Source organism: Tardiphaga sp. GW821-FHT12E02 (assembly GCF_058807155.1).
The window spans coordinates 1,213,636-1,236,460 of record NZ_JBXAQK010000001.1 but is presented as its reverse complement, the minus strand read 5'-3'; the positions used below and the strand labels follow the sequence as shown (position 1 = coordinate 1,236,460).

Sequence of the window (22,825 nt, the reverse complement as noted above, 5' to 3'; positions counted from 1 at the left end):
GATAATCACGCACGACGGTGTTTACTGGATCACCCGCTTTCGCGGGTGATGACAAAGCCGTAAGATGGGTTGAGCGCAGCGATACCCATCCTACTGGACCTCCATGATCAAAATCTACATCCGCGTGCTGGACCTGCTCGGCAAGGAAAAACGCCTGGCCTGGTTTCTGGCCGTCGCCAATCTGCTGCTGGCCTGCGCGCAATTTGCAGAACCTGTATTGTTCGGCCGCATCATCGATGTGCTGACCAAGAGCTCGGAGCCCGCCTCGGCGCAGAACTCCCCATGGCCGCTGCTTGCCGCCTGGGTCGGCTTTGGCCTGTTCACCATTCTCTGCGGCGCCATCGTCGCACTGCATGCCGATCGGCTCGCGCATCGGCAGCGCCAGGCGGTGCTGACCGATTATTTCGAACACATCATGCAACTGCCGCTCACCTTCCACACCGGCACCCATTCCGGCCGCCTGATGAAAGTGATGCTGGCCGGCACCGACGCGCTATGGCGCGTCTGGCTCAGCTTCTTCCGCGAGCATTTTGCATCGATCGTCTCGCTCGTGGTGCTGCTGCCGTTGTCGGTCTATCTAAACTGGCGGCTGGCTGCGCTGCTGATGATCCTATGCGTGGTGTTCACCATCCTCACCACATTGGTGGTGCGCAAGACATCGGGCATGCAGACCGAGGTCGAGGAGCATTATGGCGACCTCTCCGCCCGTGCCTCGGATTCGTTAAGCAATGTCGCTTTGGTGCAAAGTTTTACCCGCATCGAAGCGGAGGTCTCGAGCCTGCGCGGTGTCTCCAGCCAGCTCCTCGCCGCCCAGATGCCCGTGCTGTCATGGTGGGCCATCGTCTCGGTGATGACGCGTGCGTCAACGACGATCACCGTGCTGGCGATTTTCACCGTCGGCATCGCGCTGCATCAGCAGGGCCTCACCACCGTCGGCGAGATCGTGATGTTCGTGTCCTTCGCGACCATGCTGATCCAGCGCCTCGAACAGGTGGTGGCCTTCATCAACAGCGTGTTCATGGAAGCGCCGCGCCTGCGCGAATTCATGAATGTGCTCGACGCCGTGCCTGCCGTGCGCGACCGCATCGATGCCATGGATCCCGGTCGCCTGCAGGGGCTGGTCGAATTCAAGGATGTGTCGTTCTCCTATGACGGCAAGCGACCGGCGATCGCCGATCTCTCCTTCACCGCCCTCCCCGGCCAGACCATCGCGCTGGTCGGCTCCACCGGCGCCGGCAAGTCGACGGCGATTGCGCTGCTGCATCGCGCCTTTGATCCGCAATCCGGCATCATCAGCATTGATGGCATGGATGTGCGGGCGCTGACGCTCTCAGGCCTGCGCCGGAACATAGGCGTGGTGTTTCAGGAAGCGCTGCTGTTCAACCGCTCGATCGCGGAGAACCTGCGCGTCGGCAAGCCGGATGCCACCGACGAGGAACTGCGGATCGCCGCCGAACGCGCCCAGGCGCTGGACTTCATCACCCGCAGCGACAACGGCTTTGACACCAATGCCGGCGAACGCGGCCGCATGCTGTCCGGCGGCGAACGCCAGCGGCTCTCGATCGCGCGGGCATTGCTGAAGGACCCGCCTATCCTGATCCTGGACGAGGCGACATCGGCGCTGGATGCGGTGACCGAGGCGAAACTCAATCTCGCTCTCGATGAAGTGATGAAGGGCCGCACCACCTTCGTGATCGCGCATCGGCTGTCGACCATCCGCAATGCCACGCGCATTCTGGTATTCGAGAACGGCCGCGTGACCGAAGCGGGAACTTTCGATGAACTGGTGGCGCAGGACGGATATTTTGCCTCGCTGGCGAAGGCGCAGTTCATGGTGCAGGAGCAGGCGAAAGCCGATGCGGGGCTGTAATAGGCGCAACGATTGTCGTCGCCCGGCTTGACCGGGCGACCCAGTAGACACAGACGGCGGTGTTTACTGGGTCACCCGGTCCTAGCGCGCAATTGCGCGCACGGCCGGGTGACGACAGGAGTGCGCTCCCCAATTTGGCCCACTTCCTCACGGATTTAACCTCCTCGCCACTGTTCTGATGCGTCTGGCCGGTATAGGTTTGCTGTCATCACTGCGTGACGGCCAACTGATTGTCGAACGTCCCTCACCTCCAAAACTTGCTGCGCGCGGTGCTCTGGCACGGCAGGCGGCCGCCAAGGACCGGAACCGGATAGTGCAGTTTTCCTTCGCAGCGCCCCGCGCGTTTAAATGTCTCGCCCTCGCGGTGGTACTTGCCGCGCCCATCGCAACGCCGCGCACGGCGAGCGCCGAAGCGACGCTGGTGGTGGAAGTCGACAGCGGCAAGGTGCTGCAGGCCGAGAACGCCACCTATCCGTGGCATCCCGCATCCGTCACCAAGATCATGACCGCCTATGTGACGCTGAAGGCCGTGAAGGAGGGACGTCTTCGTCTCGACTCCGTACTCACCGTGTCGCCGGTCGCTGCCGCCGAGTCCCCTTCCAAGATGGGCTTCAAGGCCGGCACGCAGGTGACCGTCGAGAATGCGCTCACCATGATGATGGTGAAGTCGGCCAATGACATGGCCGTCGTGCTGGCCGAAGGCGTCGGCGGCTCTATCGACGGCTTCTCCGGCATGATGAATTCCAATGCCCAGCGCCTCGGCATGACGCAGACCCACTACGTCAATCCGAACGGCCTGCCCGCCGACGAACAGGTGACCTCGGCGCGCGACCTCGTGATCCTCGCCCGTGCCGTGATCCGCGACCTGCCGGAATACGAATACTTCATGCATATCCCGGCGATGAAGTTCGGCCGCCGCGTCACGCCGAATTTCAACAAGCTGATCGGCCGTTATCCCGGTGCCGACGGTTTCAAGACCGGCTTCATCTGCGCCTCCGGCTATAATCTCGTGGCCTCCGCCACCCGCGGCAACAAGCGCCTGATCGCCGTCGTGCTCGGCTCGACGTCGGGCCATGCCCGCGCCGTGAAGGCAGCCCAACTGCTGGAAGCCGGCTTCGGCACCAGCAATGGCGGCCTGACCTGGCTGAAGCCTGCGCTCGGAACCGTCGATGCCATGGCGCCGATCGATGCCGCGCCGCCGAACCTGCGCGACGAGATGTGCGGCCCGAAGCGCAAGCGCCAGGGCCCGATCAGCGACGAGGATGCCGTGGCGAGCAGCGAAGCCTCGAGCTCCGCCGCGCTGTCGTTCTTCGCTGGCGGCCTGCAGCCGCCGACGCTGCGCCCCGAAGACATGGTGTCCGCCGCGGCGGCGCCAGCCGAGCCGGTCATCGTCTATACCGGACCGAAGAAAACCGGCGCCGACCTGATCGCCGCCAATGCGGTGGAAGAAGCCAAGCAGACCCCGAAGGCCAAGCCGAAGAAGGGCACCAAGACTGCGGCCAAGAAGCCGGATGCCGCGGCCGAGAAGGACGCCAAGCCGACGGCTGCAGCCGCTGCAAAACCTGCGGCGAAGCCGGCTGCACCGAAGCAGGCGGCAGCCAAGCCTGATGCAGCTGCGCCAAAGCCGGCTGCGAAGCCCGCAGCCAAGCCGGCCTCAGCTGCGGCAACTGCCCCCGCCAAGCCGAAGCCGGCCGCGGCCAAGCCAGCACCGAAGCCCGCCACCACCGGCGAAGCCAAGCCCGCTGCGACAACACCGCGCAGCTGAGGCACACACCGTCCCTCATGGTGAGGAGGCGCGCAGCGCCGTCTCGAACCATGAGCTAGTGAAGCTCCTGCGTCCGCAGCCATCCTTCGAGACGCCGCTGCGCGGCTCCTCGGGATGAGGATCAGCATGGGGCGAATTCGATACTTTCGTAGCACTAACTTTAACCACTCCCGTGCGTTGATCCCCCGGCGCGCGATGCCTTGCGCATCCGTGCTGCAACGCGACTTGCCTTGGCTGCGTGATCTGCTCAATACTTCGCGCAACCAACAAATGTTCGAGGGGGAATGTCATGGAGCGCATCTGGCTCAAGCACTATCCGGCCGGCGTGCCTGCCGATATCGACACCGCGCAATATCCGTCGCTGGTGGCGCTGCTGGAAGAAAGCTTTGCGAAATTCCGCGACCGCAAGGCTTTCATCTGCATGGACAAGTCGATCACCTATGGTGAGCTCGACGAGCATTCGGTGGCGCTCGGCGCCTATCTGCAGAGCAAGGGCATGCCCAAGGGCGCCCGCGTCGCGCTGATGATGCCCAATGTCTTGAACTATCCGGTGGCCACCTGCGCCGTGCTGCGCGCCGGCTATGCCGCCGTCAATGTGAACCCGCTCTATACGCCGCGCGAGCTCGAGCACCAGCTGAAGGACAGCGGCGCTGAAGCCATTATCGTGCTGGAGAATTTTGCCTCCGTCGTGCAGCAGGTGATCGCGAAGACCCAGGTCAAGCATGTGATCGTCGCCAGCATGGGCGACATGCTCGGCTTCAAGGGCATGATCGTGAATCTGGTGGTCCGCCGCGTCAAGAAGATGGTGCCGGCTTTCAGCCTGCCCGGCGCGGTCGCTTTCAACGATGCGGTCTCGGCCGGCCGCAGCATGAAGCTGAGCAAGCCGACGCTGGGCCCGGACGATGTCGCCTTCCTGCAATATACCGGCGGCACCACCGGCGTCTCCAAGGGTGCAACGCTGCTCCATCGCAACATCATCGCCAACATGCTGCAGAACGACGCCTGGCTGCAGCCGGCGATCCGCAAGCCGCCGCATGTGGACCAGCTCTTCATCGTTTGCGCGCTGCCGCTCTATCATATCTTCGCGCTGACGGCCTGCTTCCTGCTCGCGGTGCGCGCCGGCGGTGTCAACCTCCTGATCCCCAATCCGCGCGACATGCCGGGCTTCATCAAGGAATTGAAGAAGTATCAGGTCAACAGCTTCCCGGCCGTCAACACGCTCTATAACGGCCTGCTGAATTCACCGGGCTTCGACGAAGTGGATTTCTCCAAGCTGAAGATCTCCAACGGCGGCGGCATGGCCGTACAGCGCGCGGTGGCCGAGAAGTGGCAGAAGATGACCGGCTGCCTGGTGGCCGAAGGCTATGGTCTCTCCGAGACCTCACCGACGCTGACCTGCAACCCCGCCGACATCGACCAGTTCACCGGCACCATCGGCCTGCCGGTGTCCTCGACCTATATCTCGATCCGCGACGATGACGGCAACGCCGTGCCGCTCGGCGAACCCGGCGAGATCTGCGCCAAGGGCCCGCAGGTGATGATCGGCTACTGGAACAGGCCGGACGAGACCGCCAAGGTGATGACCGCCGACGGCTATTTCCGCACCGGCGATATCGGCATCATGGATGCCGATGGCTTTACCAAGATCATCGACCGCAAGAAGGACATGGTGCTGGTCTCCGGCTTCAACGTCTATCCGAACGAGGTCGAGGACGTGATCGCCAGCCATCCCGGCGTGATGGAATGTGCCGTCATCGGCGTGGCGGATGCGAAGACCACCGAAGCCGTGAAGGCCTTCGTGGTGAAGAAGGATCCGAAGCTGACCGCCGAGGAGCTCATCAAGTTCTGCGGCACGCAGCTCACCAACTACAAGGTGCCGAAGCAGATCGAATTCCGCGACGCGCTGCCCAAGACCAATGTCGGCAAGATCCTGCGCCGCGAACTCCGCGACGAGAAGAAGCAGGAGGCTGCGGCTTGACAAGATTGTAGGATGGGTTGAGCGAAGCGATACCCATCACCCCTCGCGCAGGCGGTGATGGGTATCGCGAAGACGCTCAACCCATCCTACGCTTCGAGTTTTGCATGACCTCTCCCGCCGACATCATCACCTTCTGGACCGACGCCGGCTGGGACCGCTGGTACACGAAAAACGACGCCTTCGACGCCGAGATCAGGACGCGCTTCCTTGCCACCTATGAAGCCGCCCGCGATGGTGCGCTCGCCTCCTGGGAAGACAGCGACAACGGCACGCTGGCGCTGATCATCGTGCTCGACCAGTTCCCCCGCAATCTCTTCCGCAACGATCCCCGCGCCTTCGCCACCGATGCGGCGGCCTGTGCCCTGGCCAAGCGTGCCATCGCGCGCGGCGTCGGCGATCGCGTCGATCCCTTGCTGCGCCAGTTCGTCTATATGCCGCTGATGCATTCGGAGGACCTCGCCGACCAGGAGCATTGCTGCGCCCTCTTCCGGGCCAGCGGCGAGGCCGACAATCTGAAATTCGCGGATATCCATGCGGACATCATCCGCAGGTTCGGGCGTTTCCCGCATCGGAATGCGGTGCTCGGGCGCAAAACGACGGCCGAGGAGGAGGCGTTTCTCGATGCGGGCGGGTTCAAGGGGTAATTGGCGGGCGGCCACCAAACTCAGCCCTCATGGTGAGGAGGCGCGTAGCGCCGTCTCGAACCATGAATGGCCTGGCGCGGAGGCTGCCGCCATCCTTCGAGACGCCGCTGCGCGGCTCCTCAGGATGAGGGCGGAGTATGGTTGAGCAGCGCCCTCATATTGCCCGCGTCATCCGCCCGGTCTAAACATCCCTCTCCACATCCGGAGACAACGACCATGAGCATTCAAGTCGGCGACAAGCTGCCCGAGACCAAGTTTCGCGTGATGACCGAGGAAGGTCCGGTGGTGAAATCCACCGACGACATCTTCAAGGGCAAGAAAGTGGCGCTGTTCGCGGTGCCCGGCGCCTATACCGGCACCTGCCACAAGATGCATCTGCCAAGCATCTTCCTCAATGCCTATGCCATCAAGGGCAAGGGCGTCGACACCATCGCCATCACCTCGGTGAACGATGCGTTCGTGATGAATGCCTGGAAGAAGGACACGGATCTCCGCGACGAAGCCGTGTTCCTGGCCGACGGCAATGCCGAATTCGCCAAGGCCATCGGCCTCGACCTCGACGCTTCCGGCAACGGCCTCGGCATCCGCTCCAAGCGCTATTCGATGCTGGTGGAAGACGGCAAGGTGACCAAGCTCAATCTCGAGCCGGCACCGGGCAAGGTCGAAGTCTCGGGCGGCGATACGCTGCTGGGGCAGCTGTAAGCTGAGGTTCACAGCAACGCATTGACTGTCGTCACCCGGCTTGACCGGGTGACCCAGTAGACACCGGCGGCAGTGATAATCTGTGACGATTGCGTTTACTGGATCGCCCGCTTTCGCGGGCGATGACAGTTAGAGTGCCGGTGATGATCGGAGTAACGGGCGCGTGAGCGCCCCAAACTCACTTCTTCGTCCGAGCTTCCGCCAGGCCATCCCGCGCCAGTTGATCCGCGCGTTCGTTCTCGGCATGGCCGGCATGGCCCTTGACCCAGTGCCAGCGGATCTCATGCGTATGCAGCGCTGCATCCAGCCGCTGCCAGAGATCGACATTCTTCACCGGCTTCTTGTCGGCGGTCTTCCAGCCATTGCGCTTCCAGCCGTGAATCCAGCTCATGATGCCGTTGCGCAGATACTGGCTGTCGGTGTGGAGATCGACGCTGCAAGGTTTCTTCAGCGCTTCCAGCGCGGAAATGGCCGCCATCAGCTCCATCCGATTATTGGTCGTATGCGCCTCGCCGCCCTTCAGCTCTTTCTCCGCATCGCCGAAACGCAGGATCGCGCCCCAGCCGCCGGGGCCGGGATTTCCTGAACAGGCGCCGTCCGTATAGATCGTAACCGGCTGTGTGCTCACGCAGGCTGTCCCGCAGTCTCAAGGCCGTAATCGGCCATGCTCTTCACCGCCTGATGAAAACGCAGCTTGCGGACATATTCCAGCGGATCCTTCGGCTTCACGAAGGCGCCTTCCGGCACGTTGAGGAAATCCACCAGCCGCGTCAGCAGGAAGCGGATCGCCGAGCCGCGCGCGAGCAGCGGGAAGGCCGCCTGCTCGGCATCCGTGAGCGGGCGCACCTTGTTATAGGCATTCAGCAATGCGCGGGCCTTGGTGGCATTGAAGGACAGGTCCGGCTCGAAGCACCAGGCGTTCAGGCAGATCGCCACGTCGTAAGCCAGCATGTCGTTGCAGGAGAACGGGAAGTCGATCAGGCCCGACAGATTGTCGCCGAGGAAGAAGACATTGTCCGGAAACAGGTCGGCATGGATCACGCCGTCCGGCAGATCGCTCGGCCACTGCGCGGCGAGATCGGCAAGCTCGGTCTCGAGAAAGGCGCGCAGACCCGGCTGCACCGTATCGGCGCGTGGGGCTGCGAGATCGAGCAGATGCCGCCAGCCTTCCACCGAGAGATTATTCGCGCGCCTGAGCGGGAAATCAGCCCCCGCCACATGCATGCGGGCCAGCGCATCGCCGACACCGGCGCAATGCACCGCCGTCGGCCGGCGCGGCCACATGCCTTCGAGGAAGTTGATGATCGCGGCTGGACGGCCCGCCAGCGATGAATACACCGCGCCATCATGGGTCTCCTGCGGTTGCGGGCAGTTGACGCCGCGCGCGCACAGATGCGCCATCAGGCCGAGGAAATACGGCAGGTCGTCCAGCGCCACGCGCTTCTCATAGAGCGTGAGGATATACGCGCCCTTCGAGGTGTGCAGCAGGTAGTTGGAATTCTCGACGCCTTCGGCGATGCCCTTGTAGGAGAGCAGGTCGCCGATGTCGTATTGCTTCAGGAAGTCTGCGAGATCGTCATTGGCGACGTCGGTGTAAACCGCCATCGCATCAAGCGGCGGCTTCGGGACGCAGCGAGCGCGGCAGCGGGAAGAACTCGTTCTCCTCGGCAGCCGACACCGTCTCCACATTCAGCGTGTAGCGCTGCGCGAAGGCGTCCATGATTTCCTCGACGATCACTTCCGGCGCCGAAGCGCCCGCGGTGATGCCGAGGCTGGTGATGCCTTCGAACATGCTCCAGTCGAGATCGCTGGCGCGCTGCGCCAGCACCGACACGCGGCAGCCTTCGCGTTCGGCGACTTCGCGCAGCCGCTGGGAATTCGACGAGTTCGGCGCGCCGACCACGATCAGGGCGTCCACCACCGGCGCCACCTTCTTCACCGCGAGCTGGCGGTTGGTGGTGGCGTAGCAGATGTCTTCCTTGTGCGGGCCGTTGATGTTCGGGAAGCGCTCCTTGAGCACGGCCACGATTTCGGCGGTGTCGTCGATCGACAGCGTGGTCTGGGTGACGAAAGCCAGATTGTCCGGATTCTTCGGCTGGAAGGTCTGGGCATCCTCGGCGGTCTCGATCAGCTCGACAGCGCCCGGCGGCAGCTGGCCGACGGTGCCGACCACCTCCGGGTGATGCGAATGACCGATCAGCAGGATCTCGCGGCCGCGCTTGAAGTGGATGGCGGCCTCGCGGTGCACCTTGGTCACCAGCGGGCAGGTCGCATCGAGCGAGAAGAAATTGCGCTGGCGGGCATCCTCGGGAACCGACTTCGGCACGCCATGGGCGGAGAACACGACTGGAGCGGTAGTATTGTCCGGAATCTCGGCGAGTTCCTCGACGAAAATGGCGCCCTTGGTCTTCAGGCTGTCCACGACATATTTGTTATGCACGATCTCGTGGCGGACATAGACCGGCGCACCATGGATGGCCAATGCGCGTTCCACCGTATCGATTGCCCGCACCACACCGGCGCAGAAGCCGCGCGGCGAGCAAAGAACGATTTTCAGGGCCGGTTTGGTCATATCGGGGCGATCCATGTGCCTTGATTTGGAGAATTGGGCGCCTGAAAACAGGCGCGCGCAGTCAAATTGACGAAAATCAGCCAAAGAGCTTGTCTGCATAAGGACTTGGGGCCGGTTTACGGCGCTGTCAAGGCCGAAACGTCCGCCATTGCGCGGTCGGCCCGGCGCAGCTTATATAGAAGGCTAATTCCCCGTCATCACCGATGACCAGACGGCTTCGCCTCCCAAAGAGGTGGGCGAAGCGCAAAGGAGATTTGCCATGAGCAATGCCCCGCTGATGCCAAAGGCGACGGCCGTGTGGCTGGTGGACAACACCGCGCTGACCTTCGAACAGGTCGCCGATTTCACCAAGATGCATGTGCTCGAAGTCCGCGCCATTGCCGATGGCGACGCCGCCCAGGGCATCAAGGGCATGGATCCGATTTCGAACGGCCAGCTGACCCGCGACGAGATCGAGCGCGGCGAAGGCGACGCGAATTACCGCCTGAAGCTCGAAGAGAGCAAGGTGGTGCTGCCGCCGGCCGCCAAGAAGAAGGGCCCGCGCTATACCCCGGTGTCGCGCCGCCACGAGCGCCCGAGCGCCATCCTGTGGCTGGTCCGCAACCATCCGGAACTCAAGGACGCCCAGATCATGCGCCTTGTCGGCACCACCAAGACGACGATCGCCTCGATCCGCGACCGCACCCACTGGAACGCGCAGACCCTGACCCCGATGGATCCGGTGACCCTCGGCCTGTGCTCGCAGATCGAACTCGACTTCGAAGTGCAGCGCGCGGCCAAGGAAAAGCCGCTGGACCAGCAGGCCTATGGCGGCGCCACGCTGCTGCCGGCCTCGGAAACCACCCGCAAGGAAGAGTACGAAGGCGCCGAACGCGGCGACGACGACCTCAATGTGGATGCCGTGTTCGCCAAGCTGAAGGGCATCGGCGGCGGCAAGCGCGCGGACGACGAAGAATAAGTGCAAGCGATTGCTGGGAATGCAGAACGCGGCGGGGAAACTCGCCGCGTTTTTTGTTGGATGATTGTCGGCGCAGCGCTTTCTTATCCCTCCCCCAAGCCGCAAAGCAGCGCAGCGGGGAGGGTGGATCGATGCGAGCGTTCAGCGAGCTTCGAGACGGGTGGGGTCTCTCACCACAAAGAACCTCACGTGGGGCACCCCACCCGTCACTCGCTTCGCTCGCGCCACCCTCCCCGCTGCGCCGCTTCGCGGCTTGGGGGAGGGAAAAGACGCGCTTCTCACGCCTTCTTCAAAAACTCCACGCGCAGCACCAGGCCCTTCACCTTGTCGGTGCGGCCTTCGATTTCGTCTTCGTTGTCCGTCAAGTGAATGTTCTTGATCACCGTGCCGCGCTTCAGCACCGTGGACGAGCCTTTCAGCTTGAGGTCCTTGATGAGCGTGACGGTGTCGCCTTCCGCGAGCAGCGCGCCGTTCGAATCCCTGACCTTGATATCCATAATCTCTTCCTGATGGTGCGATAGTATTGGCGGCGACCCAACAGGATGCGGGCGCGGAAAGCAACCATGTCAGCCACAAAACGAAGGGCCGACTTGCGTCGGCCCTTCAGTCACACAGAGAACGAAAAATCAGAACTTGTAGGTGATGCCGGTGCCGATCAGCCATGGATCGAGCTTGACCTGGCCGGTGATGGGCGTGCCGTTAGCCAGCGTGCCTTCCCAGTTCGGGCGCAGCCACAGCTTCTTGACGTCGACGTTCCAGCCCCAGTGCTTGTCGATCATGTAGTCGAAGCCGAATTGCAGGACGGGCGCTGCCGAATCCTTCAGGTGGCTCTCGATCACCGTGCCGCCGGCAGCCGACTGGCTGAAGAACCAGGTGTAGTTCACACCGGCGCCGATATAGGGCTTGAACGTGCCGAGTTCGGTGAAGTGATACTGGAAGGTGAGGGTCGGCGGCAGCAGCCAGGACTTGCCCACATCGACGCCGGCCAGTGCATCGGAGCCTGACACGCTGTGCTTGGTGACGCCAAGGATGATTTCGGCGGCGAGATTCTTGGTGAAGAAATAGGTGATGTCGAGCTCGGGGATGACCTGATCCGAGGTCTTCAGGCTGGAGCCGGCGACCTGATTGACGTGACCGCCATTTTCCGGGATCACGCCGAGCACGCGCAGGCGGATCATCCAGGGATTCCAGGCTTCCACCACCGGCGCCTTGTAGATCGGCTTCACGGCGGCCAGATCGGCTGCGTGGCTGGCTGTGGAAATGCCGGTGATGGCCGTCGCCGCCAGCAGCAGCGACATCGTGGTCCAGATCGTCTTCATGGCAGAGCGCCCCAACTTTCGAATTGACTCGGGTGAATGATCCCACCGTCGGTCTACGCGAAAGACGACACCTGGCTGATGCAGACGTTGATGTCGCTCAAAGCAACGGCGCAGCTCAGCGACTGCGCGCGGAGGCGTTGCAGGAGGGACACACGGAATTGAGGGATATCAAGGAGCAGTTGCCCTACTCCGCCCTCATGGTGAGGAGGCGCCTCTTCGGCGCCGTCTCGAACCATGAGCTGTCGGAGCTCGATGCCATCCTTCGAGACGCGGCCTGCGGCCGCTCCTCAGGATGAGGGGGAGAGCGTCACGGCCGGTTCGGATTGTTCAGCATGTATTCGCCGAGATCGCGCTGCTTGCGATCGGCGCGGGCGATGGCGTTGCTGCGCTGGACGTCGCGATCCTTGCGGCAGGCCGAATATTCCGGCGAGCCAACGGCGACGCCATTGGCGCGGCAGACCGCATCGTCATCATCGCCCATGCTCGACATCGGCACATCGGAGCGTCGCGCGCAGGCGCCAAGCAGGGTTGCGGCGAGCGTCAGGGCGATGAGGGATGTCGGAGCGAGGCGCATGCAAAAATCCTGTCGGCAATGTGGCGCCTGTTTAGCGCGAAATGCGGGGATTGTAAGGTGGGGCCGTAGGATGGGTTGAGCGGAGGCGCGAAGCGCCGGAGTGATACCCATTACCGCACGCTCAGGCATTCGGGGCGATGGGTATCGCTTCGCTCAACCCATCCTACCAGCGAGCGCTACGCCGATCTCGTCCAGCGCCTTGGGATCCTCGATGGTCGCCGGCATGGTCCAGGTCTCGCCATCTGCGATCTTCTTGATGGTGCCGCGCAGGATTTTTCCGGACCGCGTCTTCGGCAGACGCGTCACCGCGATGGCGAGCTTGAAGGCGGCGACGGGGCCGAGCTTGTCGCGCACCAGGGCCACGACTTCCTTTTCGATCTCGGCATTGGAGCGATCGACGCCGGCCTTCAGCACCAGGAAACCACAGGGCACCTCGCCCTTGATGTTGTCCTTGATGCCCAGCACCGCGCATTCGGCAACGTCGGGATGCGAGGCGAGAATCTCTTCCATGCCGCCGGTGGAAAGCCGATGCCCCGCGACATTGATGATGTCGTCGGTGCGGCCCATCACATAGACATAGCCGTCCTCATCGAGATAACCGGCATCCGAGGTTTTGTAGTAGCCGGGGAATTCGTTGAAATAGGCTTCCTTGCAGCGCGCATCCTGCTCCCACAGCGTGGGCAAACAGGCCGGCGGCATCGGCAGCTTGATGACGATGGAGCCCATGGTGCCCGCAGGCACCGGCTTTGCGGCTTCATCCACCACCTCGATCTTGTAGCCGGGCATCGGCACCGTCGGCGAGCCGTGCTTGACCGGCAGCTGACCCAGGCCGACCGGATTGCCGGCGATGCACCAGCCGGTCTCGGTCTGCCACCAGTGATCGATCACCGGCACTTTCAGCTGCTTCTCGGCCCAGTCCACCGTCGGCGGATCGGCGCGTTCGCCGGCGAGGAACAGCGTGCGGAAATGCGACAGATCGTATTTGCGGATGAAAGCGCCGTCGGGATCGTCCTTGCGGATGGCGCGGAAGGCGGTCGGCGCCGTGAAGAAGGCGACGGCCTTGTGCTCGGAGATGACACGCCAGAACGCACCGGCATCGGGCGTGCCCACCGGCTTGCCCTCATAAATGATCGAGGTCGCGCCATGAAACAGAGGCGCATAGATGATGTAGCTGTGGCCGACCACCCAGCCGATATCGGAGCCGCACCACCAGACCTCGCCGGGTTTCACGCCGTAGAGATTCTGCATCGACCAGGCGAGTGCGACCGCATGTCCGCCATTGTCGCGCACGACGCCTTTCGGTTTCCCGGTCGTACCTGACGTGTAGAGGATATAGAGCGGATCGGTGGCCTGCACCGGCACGCAATCGGCCGATTTTTTCGCAGCGATCGCCTTCTCGCGCAGCTCCGTCCAATCGTGATCGCGACCCGCGACAAGATCGCAGCGCTGCTGCGGCCGCTGCAGGATGATGCAGCCGCCCGGCTTCGCGCTGGAGAGCGCAATCGCTTCATCGAGCAGCGGCTTGTACTGCACGATGCGACCGGGCTCGATGCCGCAGCTCGCCGAGAGGATCAGTTTTGGCCGCGCATCGTCGATGCGTGTCGCGAGTTCCTTGGCCGCAAAGCCGCCGAACACCACCGAATGCACCGCGCCGATGCGCGCGCAGGCCAGCATGGCGACCACGGCTTCCGGCACCATCGGCATATAGAGAATGACGCGATCGCCCTTGCCGACACCGTGCTCCTGCAGGATCGCACCGAGCACCTGGGTCTCGTGCAGCAACTCGGCATAGGTGAATTTGCGGATCTCGCCGGTCAGCGGCGAATCGTGGATCAGCGCGACCTGATCGGCGCGGTCCGGGATGTGGCGATCCAGGGCATTATAGCAGGTGTTCAGCACGCCACCGGCGAACCAGCGGCCATAGAGGCCCTGCGTGGGGTCAAACACCTTATCCGCCGGCTTGATCCAGTCGATCGCCTGGGCGGCCTCGCCCCAGAAGCGCTCCGGATCGGACAGCGACTGGGCGTGCACCTCGTGATAGCGGCTGGTCGTCATGGCGTCTCTCCCGTCCCCGTTATCGATACCGGGGTTATTGCCTCCTGATTGTCACGCGATGCGCAGCTATTTCAAGGGCGCCTTTGGTTGTGGCTGCACCGACATCTTCGCGCCCATGCGCTCGATTTCCTGCGCCAGCGCCTTGTAATTGGCGCGCACCGCCTCATTCTGCGGATCCAATTTCATCGCCGCGCCAAAATCGCGGATGGCGCGCGGGCGGTCCCCCTTCTTGCGCAGCAATTCGCCGCGGGCATTGAGCAGGTCGGGCCGTGACAGATCGATCTTCAGCGCCGAATCGTAATCGGCGATGGCCGGGTCGAGCTGATCCTTGCGCGCATAGGCGGCGCCACGTGCACTCGCTGCCTTCAGGCGGTCGGCCATTGCCACTTTCTCGTTGCTGATTAGGTCACCACAAATGGCAATGATCCTGTCGTCATCGACGGCCGCGATCGCCGCGAAGCATGGCGCCGTATCGACCTTCGGCACCGGCGGCGTCTCCGGATCGGTATCGACAGCCGCATTGGCATTGAATGAGCTGAGCAGATAGATGGCAGCAATAAAATAGATCGGCAGTCGCATTACTTGATCAGGCCCTTCTCGCGATAATAGCGCAGCGCGCCCGGATGCAGCGGCACCGGGCTGCGGCTCACCGCCGTGGCGAGCTTGATCTCATGGCCGGCACGATGGGCAACGGCAAGTTCATCCACCGCATCGAACAGGCCTTTCGTCATCTGATAGGCGAGTTCATCGCTCACAGCCGTGCTGGTCACCAGATAGTTCATCACCGACGCAGTCGGCACCGGCTTTGTCTGACCGCGATAGGTGTCCGCCGGAATGGTGGCAGAGCGAAACGGCGCGCCGAGTTTTCTCACCACCGATGACGGGACCGGTACCAGCACCGTGTCGCTGTTGTCAGTCAGTTCCTTGATCGATGTGACCCCGAGGCCGGCGGATTGCAGCGAGGCATCGAGCTTGTTCTCGATCATCTGTTTGGTGGATTCCGCAAAGGGGATCGTCTCGACACGCTTGAGCAATTTGAAACTCATGCCTGCCGCCTTGAAGATCGCGCGGGCCTCAAGCTCGGTGCCCGATTTCTCCGCCCCGACGGCCAGGCTCTTGTCCTTCAGGTCCGCGAGCGACCGAATGCCGCTCGCCTTGGTCGCGACAATCTGGATGTAGTTCGGATAGAGCGCGCCGATGACGCGCAGGCGATCCAGCTTGCCGGCAAAACCCGCCTCGGCATCGCCGCGCCAGCCGGACATCAGCGCGTCGCCGAGCGCGAAGGCGACTTGGCCAGTGCCCTGCTGCAGCCGCATCAGGTTCTCGACCGAACCATCGGTTGTCTCCACCAGCACCTTGGCGCCAGGGATATCCGCATAGACCATCGCGATGCTGACACCGAGCGGATAGTAGACGCCCGAACTGCCGCCGGTGAGCACGGCGATCGGCTCGGCGCGCGCCGGCGCTGCCCACAGGGCGAACATAACCGCTAGCGCTGCAATGCAGCGTCGGTTTCCTGTGGTTCGATATGTCATCGTTCAAAGGGTGGACCGTGCACAACGAGTGGTCAATCCGCACATCGCCGCAACGCACGCGAGGCCCCGCAAGCCGACGAAAGTTTCAGCGGTAAGCCCTTGCGCCAGCCGGTCAAAACGGCATGAATGCGGCGCATTAAAACTAATAAGGCCGGCAAATCCGGCTCGCGGGAAAATCCCGAGGGAAGAAACATGGCTGACGACAAAGCGCACGCGACCGATGTCAACAAAATCGTCGAGGCGGAGATTGTCTCCGACGCGACGATGCAGAAGGTCGAGGAGCTGATCGAAGCCGAGGAAGGCGCGGCCAACCGGCTGGTCGGCTGGGCCGGCCTGATCTGCACCGGCATCGCCGTGAGCATGAGCCTGTTCCACCTCTATGCCGCCTATGCGATCGTGCCGACGCAGGAATTGCGCTACATCCATGTCGCCTTCACGCTGATCCTCGCCTTCCTGCTGTTCCCCGTCGCCAAGCGGTTCCGTGACCGTCTGCGCTGGTGGGACATCCTGCCCGGCATCATCGCCATTGCCACCATCGTCTATGCGCTGTGGGGCGGCGAGGATTTTACCGACCGCGCCACCCTGCCCGACCGGATGGACGTGATCGTCGGCGTCGTCTTCATCCTGCTGCTGCTGGAAGCGACGCGCCGCACCACCGGCTGGATCATGCCGGTCGTCTCCATCTTCTTCATCGCCTATGCCATGCTCGGCCCGCATCTGCCGGCGCCCTGGACCCATCGCGGCTATGACCTGCCGCGCCTGGTCGGCCATCTCTTCATCACGCTGGAAGGCATTTTTGGCGTTGCGGTGGACGTCTCGGCGACGCTGATCATCCTGTTCACGATCTATGGCGCGTTCCTCGCGCAATCCGGCGCCGGAAAGTTCTTCATCGATTTCTCGCTGGCGCTGATGGGCAACAAGCCCAATGCGGCAGGCCGCACCGTGGTGCTGTCGTCGTTCCTGCTCGGCGGCCCGTCGGGCTCCGGCGTCGCCACCACCGTCATGATCGGCACCGTGGCCGCGCCGATGCTGAAAAAGGCTGGTTTCGAGAAGAATGCCGCGGGCGGCCTGCTCGCGGCCGGTGGTCTTGGCGCCATCCTGTCGCCGCCGGTGCTGGGCGCTGCCGCGTTCCTGATCGCTGAATTCCTCAAGATCAGCTATCTCGACGTGATCTGGATGGCGACCATCCCGACCATTCTCTACTACCTGTCGCTGCTGATCATGGTGGAGATCGACGCCAAGCGCTTTGGCGCGAAGAACGTCAATATCACGCCCGAGCTTGGCCTCGGCACCATGACCAAGCGCTACGGCTTCCACTTCATCTCGCTGCTGGCCGTCGTCGTCTTCATGGTGATCGGCTTCTCGCCCGCGCTGTCGGTGTTTTACGCAATCGTCGTCACCTTTGCCTTGAGCTTCCTGCGCAAGGACACGGCTCTGATGCCGAAGAAGCTGGTGAAGGCGCTGTCGGAAGGCTCGATCGGCGCGCTGAACGCCGCCACGACCTGCGCCTGCGCCGGCATCGTGGTCGGCGTCGTCACGCTCACCGGGCTTGGCCTGAAATTCTCCTCCATCGTCATCGCCTATGCCGGCGGCAGCCTGTTACTGACGGCGCTGTATACGGCGCTGATCGTCTGGATCATCGGCCTCGCGGTGCCGGTGACCGCGTCCTACATCATCTGCGCCGTGATCGCGGCCCCTGCGCTGATCAAGCTCGGCGTGCCCGATTACGCCGCGCACATGTTCATCTTCTATTACGCCGTGCTGTCGGAAGTCTCGCCGCCGACCGCATTGTCGCCTTTCGCAGCCGCCGCAATTACCGGCGGCGACCCCTATCGCACCACGCTGCAATCCTGGAAGTACACGCTGCCGGCCTTCCTGGTGCCATTCGTCTTCGTCTGCGATCCCCAGGGCGTCGGCCTGCTGCTGTCGATCCCCAAGGGCGGCTCGTGGGTGGACATCGTCGAGATCACCTTCAAGACCACCTGCGGCCTGCTGGCGCTCGCGGCCTGCGCGCAGAACTGGGGTCTGCGACAAAATACGCCGATCGAGCGCGGGTTGCTTCTGCTATCGGGATTGCTGCTGGTGTTTCCGAGCCTGATCGAGGCGATCATCGAAAGCATCATCGGCCGCGACATCAGCTACACATTCTTGCCAGGCCTGATCATCGGTCTCGGCGTCCTGCTCTGGCAGATGCGCACGCGCACCCAGCCAGTGACGGCATAGGAGACGACAAGAAAAACAAGACCAGCGGACGCTGCAGATAAGCAGCGCCGCCAACTTCTGGGAGTGCAACGATGAAATGGACGGCTCTCGGATTCGCTCTGCTCGGCATCGCCAGCATAGCGAATCCTGCAACGGCGCAAGAAAAGACCATCGCGATTGCGACCGGCGGCACCGGCGGCATCTTCTATCCGCTCGGCGGCGGCCTTGCGAACCTGCTGTCCAAGAAACTCCCGCACACCCAGGCCACCGGCGAAGTGACGGGCGGCAGCGTCGATAACATCAAGCTGCTGGAAAGCGGACAAGCCGATCTCGGCTTCATGACCGGCGATGTCGCCTCCGACGCCATCAAGGGCGAGCAGAAATTCAAGAAGCCGGTGCCGCTGCGCACCATCGTCGCCGTCTATTCCAGCCCCGTGCATGTGGTGACCATCGCCGGCACCGGGATCGAGACATTCGCCGACCTCAAGGGCAAGCGCATCTCCGGCGGCGCGCCGGGTTCGGCGTCAGAGGCGCAGACTTTCCGCCTGCTGGAAGCGGCCGGCCTCGACAAGGACAAGGACGTCAAGCGCGAGCGCCTGTCCGTCGCGGAATCCGCTGCAGCGTTGAAAGACCGCAAGATCGACGCCTTCTTCTGGGGCGGCGGCGTGCCGACCGCCGCGGTGGTCGATCTCGCAGCCACGCCGGGCGTTCATATCAAGCTGATCGACATCGACTATCTGCTGGAGCCGATCGTCAAGAAATACGGGCAGATCTTTGCACCGAGCGTGATCAAGGCCGGCAGCTATCCCGGCCAGACCACCGACAGCAAGGGCTTTGCCGCCTGGAACCAGATCATGGCCACCGACAAGATGTCGGACGAGACGGCCTATGCGATCACCAAGGCGATCTTCGAGAACAAGGCCGATCTCGTCGCCGTCCATAAAGAAGCCGAGAACATCAATCTCGCCACGCAGACGGCCGCGGAGTCGCCGGCGCCGTATCATCCCGGCACGCTCAAATATCTCAAGGAAGTCGGCGCGGTGAAGTGATCACCGCGACATCATGAAAAACTGGAGGAGAGGAAAAATCATGTTCAAGCGTTTCAAGAAATCGACCATCGCCGTGGCCCTGGTCGCCACCGCAGGTCTCGCGGGTGCAGCCATCGCCCAGCAGAAGACCATTGCCATCGGCACCGGCGGTACCGGCGGCGTCTATTATCCGCTCGGCGGCGCCATCGCCAATGTGCTGTCGAAGGCCCTGCCGAACACCCAGGCCACGGCGGAAGTCACCGGCGGTTCCGTCGATAACCTCAAGCTGATCGCCTCGGGCCAGAGCGAACTCGGCTTCAGCATGGCGGATGCCGCGCTCGACGCCTTCAAGGGTGAGGACAAGTTCAAGAGCGGCAAGGTGCCGTTGCAGACCCTGCTCGTCGTCTATCCGAACCGCATGCATGTGGTGACGGTGGAAGGTACCGGCATCGAGAAATTCTCGGACCTCAAGGGCAAGCGCGTCTCCACGGGCTCGCCCGGCAGCGCCACCGAAGTGATGGCGTTCCGCGTCATCGAGGCCGGCGGCCTCGACAAGGACAAGGACCTGAAGCGCGAGCGTCTTGGCGTCGCCGAAAGCGTCAACGCCATCAAGGACCGCAAGATCGACGCCTTCTTCTGGGTCGGCGGCGTGCCGACAGCAGCGGTGACCGACCTTGCCGCGACGCCGGGCATGAAGATCAAGATGATCGACCACGCCGAACTCGCCGACAAGATGAACGCTAAATATGGCAAGCTGTATTCGGCTTCAACGATCAGCAAGAGCATCTATCCCGGCATGGAGAAGGACAACGCCAATACCGAAGTCTGGAACATCATCGTCACCAACGACAAGATGAAGGACGACGACGCCTACAACATCGTCAAGACGCTGGTGGAAAAGAAGGCCGACATCGTCGCCGTGCACAAGGAAGCCGAGAGCTTCTCGCTCGACAACCAGATCCAGGAGCGCTCGCCGGTGCCGTTCCATCCAGGTGCCCTGAAATATTTCAAGGAAAAGGGCATCGGCAAGTAAGACTGGCTCGTACGACCTGACTGGAAGCCGCGATGTGAAAACATCGCGGCTTTTGTTTTGGCTTACAGGTTGGCTCAACCGTCATTACGAGCGAAGCGAAGCAATCCAGCTCTTCCTTCTCTTGGCTTTCTGGATTGCTTCGTCGCTGCGCTCCTCGCAATGACGGTTGAGTTCGTTTTACCGCGGAACCAGAATCCCCACCGCCATGTTTCCTGCCGGGCACCTCATGTGCCGTGAGGCCATCCCGTGCATTCCGCCAACGAGACGACCAAGCATCCGCTCGACGCACTCAACTTCTTCCTCGCCGATGTCCGCGACGGACTCGGCCCCTATCTCGCGATCTATCTGCTTACCGTGCAGAAATGGGATGAAGCCTCGATCGGTGCCGTGATGTCCGTGGCGGCCATCGCCGGTATCTTGGCGCAGACACCGGCAGGCGCGTTCATTGACAAGACGACGGCCAAGCGCGCCGCCGTGATCATCGCAGCCATCATCGTCACGATCGGCTCCGTGGTGCTGCCGCTCTATCCCGGCTTCCTTTTCGTCGCGACCACCCAGGCATTGACCGGCATTGCGGCTGCGATTTTCGCACCGGCGCTGGCGGCGATCACGCTCGGCATCGTCGGCCCCCGCGCCTTTGCCCGGCGCATCGGCCGCAACGAGGCGTTCAACCATGCGGGCAATGCCGTCGCTGCCGCATTGGCCGGGGGCCTGGCTTACTTCTTCGGCCCAGTCGTCGTGTTCTGGCTGATGGCGGCGATGGCCCTGGCCAGCGTTGCTGCGATGCTGGCGATCCCTGCCGATGCCATCGACCATCAGGTCGCCCGCGGCCTGCACGACCTCGAACCGCCGGACGCTCCGAGCGACGATCAGCCATCAGGCTTTCGCGTGCTGCTCACCTGCAAGCCGTTGCTGGTCTTCGCCGCCGCCACCGTGCTGTTTCATTTCTCGAATGCTGCGATGCTGCCGCTGGTCGGACAGAAACTCGCGCTGGTGAACAACGAACTCGGCACGACGCTGATGTCGATCTGCATCGTCGCGGCGCAGCTCGTGATGGTCCCGGTCGCCATCGTGGTTGGCCGCCAGGCGGACAATTGGGGGCGCAAGCCGATGTTTGCCTGCGCGCTTGCCGTGCTGATCCTGCGCGGCGCGCTCTATCCGCTCAGCGACAATCCCTACTGGCTGGTCGGTGTGCAATTGCTCGACGGCGTCGGCGCCGGAATCTATGGCGCGCTGTTTCCGCTGATCGTCGCCGATCTCACGCAAGGCACCGGCCATTTCAATGTCAGCCAGGGCGCCATCGCCACGGCCGCAGGACTCGGTGGCGCGCTTAGTACTTTCGTCGCAGGTGTCATCATCGTCGTTGCAGGCTATAGCGCTGCATTCCTCACGCTCGCCGGCGTCGCAGCGATTGGGCTCGTGCTGTTCATCATGCTGATGCCGGAGACGCGGCCGAACGGCGCAGGTCATCCGCGTTAGTACCTAATGCTTAAGGATGGTACGCTATTACTGTAGCAACCTGTGGGACTGCAGCGTAGCTTGCGCGCAAATCGTCCCGCAGGGACTCGATCGCAAAGGACTGTTGGACATGTCGTCTTCGATTCGCTTTCCGTCCCGCCGCTCTGTCATTATCGGCGGCGCTGCTGCTCTCGGCACCCTGCCACTGGTCAGCCGTCGCGCCAGTGCGGCCGAATGGCCCACCAAGCCCGTGAAATTCATCGTGCCGTTTTCCGCCGGCGGCACCACCGACATTCTCGCGCGCCTCGTCGCGCAGAAGATGTCTGAAGAATATGGCCAGCAGTTCATCGTCGAGAACAAGACCGGCGCCGGCGGCAACATTGCCGCGGACTTCGTCGCCAAGGCCGAGGGCGACGGCTACACATTCCTGGTCGGCACGCCGGGCACGCATGCGATCAACAAGTTCGTGTTCAAGAACATGACCTATGATCAGGTGAAGGACTTCTCGTCGGTCATCATCATCGCGAAGGTGCCGAACCTGATGTCGGTGACCAATTCGCTGCCCGCCAAATCGGTGCAGGAATTCATCGCGCTCGCGAAAGCAAAACCCGACGAATATTTCTACGGCACACCGGGCCTCGGCTCGACCGCGCATCTGTCCACCGAACTGTTCAAGTCGATGACCGGCGTGAAGCTCACGCATGTGCCGTTCCGCGGCAGTGCGCCCGCGCTGACCGACCTGATCGGCGGCCGCGTCCATGTGATGATCGACAACCTGCCGGCCGCGCAGCCTTTCGCCGAGGGCAACCAGATCCGCCCGCTCGCCGTCTCCACCGCCAAGCGCTGGGAGCCGATGAAGGACATCCCGACCATCGCCGAAGCCGGCGTTCCCGGTTACGACGCGGCGTCGTGGTTCACGATCACCTCTCCGGCCAAGACGCCGAAGGACATCGTCGCCAAGCTCAATGCCTCCACCGACAAATACATCAAGTCGGAAGACGGCAAGGCGCGCCTGATCAAGCTCGGTGCTGATCCCGTCGGCGGCTCGCCGGCCGAGATGGATGCCTTCGTGCAGTCGGAAACCGAGAAGTGGGGCAAGGTCGCCCAGTTCGCCGGCATCAAGCCGGAGTGA

Annotated in this window: 20 protein-coding genes; 11 read left to right on the top strand and 9 right to left on the bottom strand. The window is 62.9% G+C overall.

What is annotated here, in order from left to right; genetic code table 11:
• Positions 1-103: 103 nt before the first annotated feature.
• From AC1RQ5_RS05835 to AC1RQ5_RS05815, 5 genes are all read left to right on the top strand, one after another.
• The gene (locus tag AC1RQ5_RS05835; RefSeq protein WP_493197583.1) at positions 104-1,870 is read left to right on the top strand and encodes a glucan ABC transporter ATP-binding protein/ permease; all 1,767 of its coding nucleotides are present in this window, start codon (positions 104-106) and stop codon (positions 1,868-1,870) included.
• Between the two features lie 310 nt (positions 1,871-2,180).
• Positions 2,181-3,635 carry a D-alanyl-D-alanine carboxypeptidase family protein gene (locus tag AC1RQ5_RS05830; protein WP_493203326.1) on the top strand — a complete coding sequence of 485 codons (1,455 nt, stop codon included), beginning with the start codon at positions 2,181-2,183 and terminating at the stop codon, positions 3,633-3,635.
• 289 nt (positions 3,636-3,924) lie between these two features.
• A complete protein-coding gene (locus AC1RQ5_RS05825) occupies positions 3,925-5,613 on the top strand; it encodes a long-chain fatty acid--CoA ligase (RefSeq protein ID WP_493197581.1) in 1,689 nt (562 codons plus the stop codon).
• 104 nt (positions 5,614-5,717) lie between these two features.
• A complete protein-coding gene (locus AC1RQ5_RS05820; RefSeq protein WP_493203324.1) occupies positions 5,718-6,257 on the top strand; it encodes a DUF924 family protein in 540 nt (179 codons plus the stop codon).
• A 216-nt stretch (positions 6,258-6,473) separates the two neighbouring features.
• Complete coding sequence (locus AC1RQ5_RS05815; protein WP_211910427.1) at positions 6,474-6,959, top strand: peroxiredoxin; 486 nt, start codon at positions 6,474-6,476, stop codon at positions 6,957-6,959.
• A gap of 178 nt (positions 6,960-7,137) precedes the next feature.
• Here the strand turns inward: AC1RQ5_RS05815 and rnhA are convergent, their stop codons facing one another.
• Genes rnhA through ispH form a run of 3 tightly spaced genes read right to left on the bottom strand, consistent with a single transcriptional unit; the run spans position 7,138 to position 9,531 of the window.
• On the bottom strand, positions 7,138-7,587 hold the full coding sequence (gene rnhA / locus AC1RQ5_RS05810; RefSeq protein ID WP_398475099.1) for a ribonuclease HI: 450 nt from the start codon (positions 7,585-7,587) through the stop codon (positions 7,138-7,140).
• Positions 7,584-8,564 carry a homoserine kinase gene (locus tag AC1RQ5_RS05805; RefSeq protein WP_493197578.1) on the bottom strand — a complete coding sequence of 327 codons (981 nt, stop codon included), beginning with the start codon at positions 8,562-8,564 and terminating at the stop codon, positions 7,584-7,586. The genes rnhA and AC1RQ5_RS05805 overlap by 4 nt, the downstream gene beginning before the upstream one ends.
• A gap of 4 nt (positions 8,565-8,568) precedes the next feature.
• On the bottom strand, positions 8,569-9,531 hold the full coding sequence (gene ispH, locus AC1RQ5_RS05800) for a 4-hydroxy-3-methylbut-2-enyl diphosphate reductase (RefSeq protein ID WP_398475103.1): 963 nt from the start codon (positions 9,529-9,531) through the stop codon (positions 8,569-8,571).
• Between the two features lie 259 nt (positions 9,532-9,790).
• Here ispH and AC1RQ5_RS05795 point away from each other — a divergent pair, with 259 nt between their 5' ends.
• The gene (locus AC1RQ5_RS05795; protein WP_398475105.1) at positions 9,791-10,489 is read left to right on the top strand and encodes a DUF1013 domain-containing protein; all 699 of its coding nucleotides are present in this window, start codon (positions 9,791-9,793) and stop codon (positions 10,487-10,489) included.
• Between the two features lie 278 nt (positions 10,490-10,767).
• Here AC1RQ5_RS05795 and AC1RQ5_RS05790 read toward each other — a convergent pair whose 3' ends face one another.
• The 6 genes from AC1RQ5_RS05790 to AC1RQ5_RS05765 form a co-directional block, all read right to left on the bottom strand.
• Positions 10,768-10,986, bottom strand: a complete 219-nt coding sequence (locus AC1RQ5_RS05790) for an alkylphosphonate utilization protein (protein ID WP_299806192.1) — start codon at positions 10,984-10,986, stop codon at positions 10,768-10,770.
• Between the two features lie 129 nt (positions 10,987-11,115).
• Positions 11,116-11,787 carry an OmpW/AlkL family protein gene (locus AC1RQ5_RS05785; protein ID WP_493203322.1) on the bottom strand — a complete coding sequence of 224 codons (672 nt, stop codon included), beginning with the start codon at positions 11,785-11,787 and terminating at the stop codon, positions 11,116-11,118.
• Positions 11,788-12,115: 328 nt separating this feature from the next.
• Positions 12,116-12,382: a hypothetical protein gene (locus AC1RQ5_RS05780; RefSeq protein ID WP_398475112.1), complete on the bottom strand. Its 267-nt coding sequence runs from the start codon at positions 12,380-12,382 to the stop codon at positions 12,116-12,118.
• 153 nt (positions 12,383-12,535) lie between these two features.
• Entirely contained in the window at positions 12,536-14,437 is a 1,902-nt protein-coding gene (locus AC1RQ5_RS05775; RefSeq protein WP_493197575.1) for a propionyl-CoA synthetase, read from the bottom strand.
• Between the two features lie 66 nt (positions 14,438-14,503).
• Positions 14,504-15,016, bottom strand: a complete 513-nt coding sequence (locus tag AC1RQ5_RS05770; protein ID WP_493197573.1) for a tetratricopeptide repeat protein — start codon at positions 15,014-15,016, stop codon at positions 14,504-14,506.
• Complete coding sequence (locus AC1RQ5_RS05765) at positions 15,016-15,972, bottom strand: TAXI family TRAP transporter solute-binding subunit (RefSeq protein WP_493197571.1); 957 nt, start codon at positions 15,970-15,972, stop codon at positions 15,016-15,018. Before AC1RQ5_RS05765 ends, AC1RQ5_RS05770 begins: the two co-directional genes overlap by 1 nt.
• A gap of 192 nt (positions 15,973-16,164) precedes the next feature.
• Between AC1RQ5_RS05765 and AC1RQ5_RS05760 the strand changes: the two genes are divergently transcribed.
• The 5 genes from AC1RQ5_RS05760 to AC1RQ5_RS05740 all read left to right on the top strand — a co-directional run bounded on the left by AC1RQ5_RS05760 (position 16,165) and on the right by AC1RQ5_RS05740 (position 22,825).
• A complete protein-coding gene (locus AC1RQ5_RS05760) occupies positions 16,165-18,195 on the top strand; it encodes a TRAP transporter permease (RefSeq protein WP_493197569.1) in 2,031 nt (676 codons plus the stop codon).
• A 71-nt stretch (positions 18,196-18,266) separates the two neighbouring features.
• The gene (locus AC1RQ5_RS05755) at positions 18,267-19,223 is read left to right on the top strand and encodes a TAXI family TRAP transporter solute-binding subunit (protein WP_493197567.1); all 957 of its coding nucleotides are present in this window, start codon (positions 18,267-18,269) and stop codon (positions 19,221-19,223) included.
• Between the two features lie 40 nt (positions 19,224-19,263).
• Complete coding sequence (locus tag AC1RQ5_RS05750; protein WP_493197565.1) at positions 19,264-20,235, top strand: TAXI family TRAP transporter solute-binding subunit; 972 nt, start codon at positions 19,264-19,266, stop codon at positions 20,233-20,235.
• Between the two features lie 246 nt (positions 20,236-20,481).
• A complete protein-coding gene (locus tag AC1RQ5_RS05745) occupies positions 20,482-21,714 on the top strand; it encodes an MFS transporter (RefSeq protein WP_493197563.1) in 1,233 nt (410 codons plus the stop codon).
• 109 nt (positions 21,715-21,823) lie between these two features.
• The gene (locus tag AC1RQ5_RS05740) at positions 21,824-22,825 is read left to right on the top strand and encodes a Bug family tripartite tricarboxylate transporter substrate binding protein (RefSeq protein ID WP_493197561.1); all 1,002 of its coding nucleotides are present in this window, start codon (positions 21,824-21,826) and stop codon (positions 22,823-22,825) included.

Bases quoted from the DNA above. Each gene is read 5' to 3' on its own strand.
- AC1RQ5_RS05835 (WP_493197583.1), top strand. From the start codon at position 104: ATGATCAAAATCTACATCCGCGTGCTGGACCTGCTCGGCAAGGAAAAA.
- AC1RQ5_RS05825 (WP_493197581.1), top strand. From the start codon at position 3,925: ATGGAGCGCATCTGGCTCAAGCACTATCCGGCCGGCGTGCCTGCCGAT.
- AC1RQ5_RS05820 (WP_493203324.1), top strand. From the start codon at position 5,718: ATGACCTCTCCCGCCGACATCATCACCTTCTGGACCGACGCCGGCTGG.
- AC1RQ5_RS05815 (WP_211910427.1), top strand. From the start codon at position 6,474: ATGAGCATTCAAGTCGGCGACAAGCTGCCCGAGACCAAGTTTCGCGTG.
- AC1RQ5_RS05805 (WP_493197578.1), bottom strand. From the start codon at position 8,564: ATGGCGGTTTACACCGACGTCGCCAATGACGATCTCGCAGACTTCCTG.
- ispH (WP_398475103.1), bottom strand. From the start codon at position 9,531: ATGACCAAACCGGCCCTGAAAATCGTTCTTTGCTCGCCGCGCGGCTTC.
- AC1RQ5_RS05795 (WP_398475105.1), top strand. From the start codon at position 9,791: ATGAGCAATGCCCCGCTGATGCCAAAGGCGACGGCCGTGTGGCTGGTG.
- AC1RQ5_RS05790 (WP_299806192.1), bottom strand. From the start codon at position 10,986: ATGGATATCAAGGTCAGGGATTCGAACGGCGCGCTGCTCGCGGAAGGC.
- AC1RQ5_RS05785 (WP_493203322.1), bottom strand. From the start codon at position 11,787: ATGTCGCTGCTGCTGGCGGCGACGGCCATCACCGGCATTTCCACAGCC.
- AC1RQ5_RS05780 (WP_398475112.1), bottom strand. From the start codon at position 12,382: ATGCGCCTCGCTCCGACATCCCTCATCGCCCTGACGCTCGCCGCAACC.
- AC1RQ5_RS05775 (WP_493197575.1), bottom strand. From the start codon at position 14,437: ATGACGACCAGCCGCTATCACGAGGTGCACGCCCAGTCGCTGTCCGAT.
- AC1RQ5_RS05770 (WP_493197573.1), bottom strand. From the start codon at position 15,016: ATGCGACTGCCGATCTATTTTATTGCTGCCATCTATCTGCTCAGCTCA.
- AC1RQ5_RS05765 (WP_493197571.1), bottom strand. From the start codon at position 15,972: ATGACATATCGAACCACAGGAAACCGACGCTGCATTGCAGCGCTAGCG.
- AC1RQ5_RS05760 (WP_493197569.1), top strand. From the start codon at position 16,165: ATGGCTGACGACAAAGCGCACGCGACCGATGTCAACAAAATCGTCGAG.
- AC1RQ5_RS05755 (WP_493197567.1), top strand. From the start codon at position 18,267: ATGAAATGGACGGCTCTCGGATTCGCTCTGCTCGGCATCGCCAGCATA.
- AC1RQ5_RS05750 (WP_493197565.1), top strand. From the start codon at position 19,264: ATGTTCAAGCGTTTCAAGAAATCGACCATCGCCGTGGCCCTGGTCGCC.
- AC1RQ5_RS05740 (WP_493197561.1), top strand. From the start codon at position 21,824: ATGTCGTCTTCGATTCGCTTTCCGTCCCGCCGCTCTGTCATTATCGGC.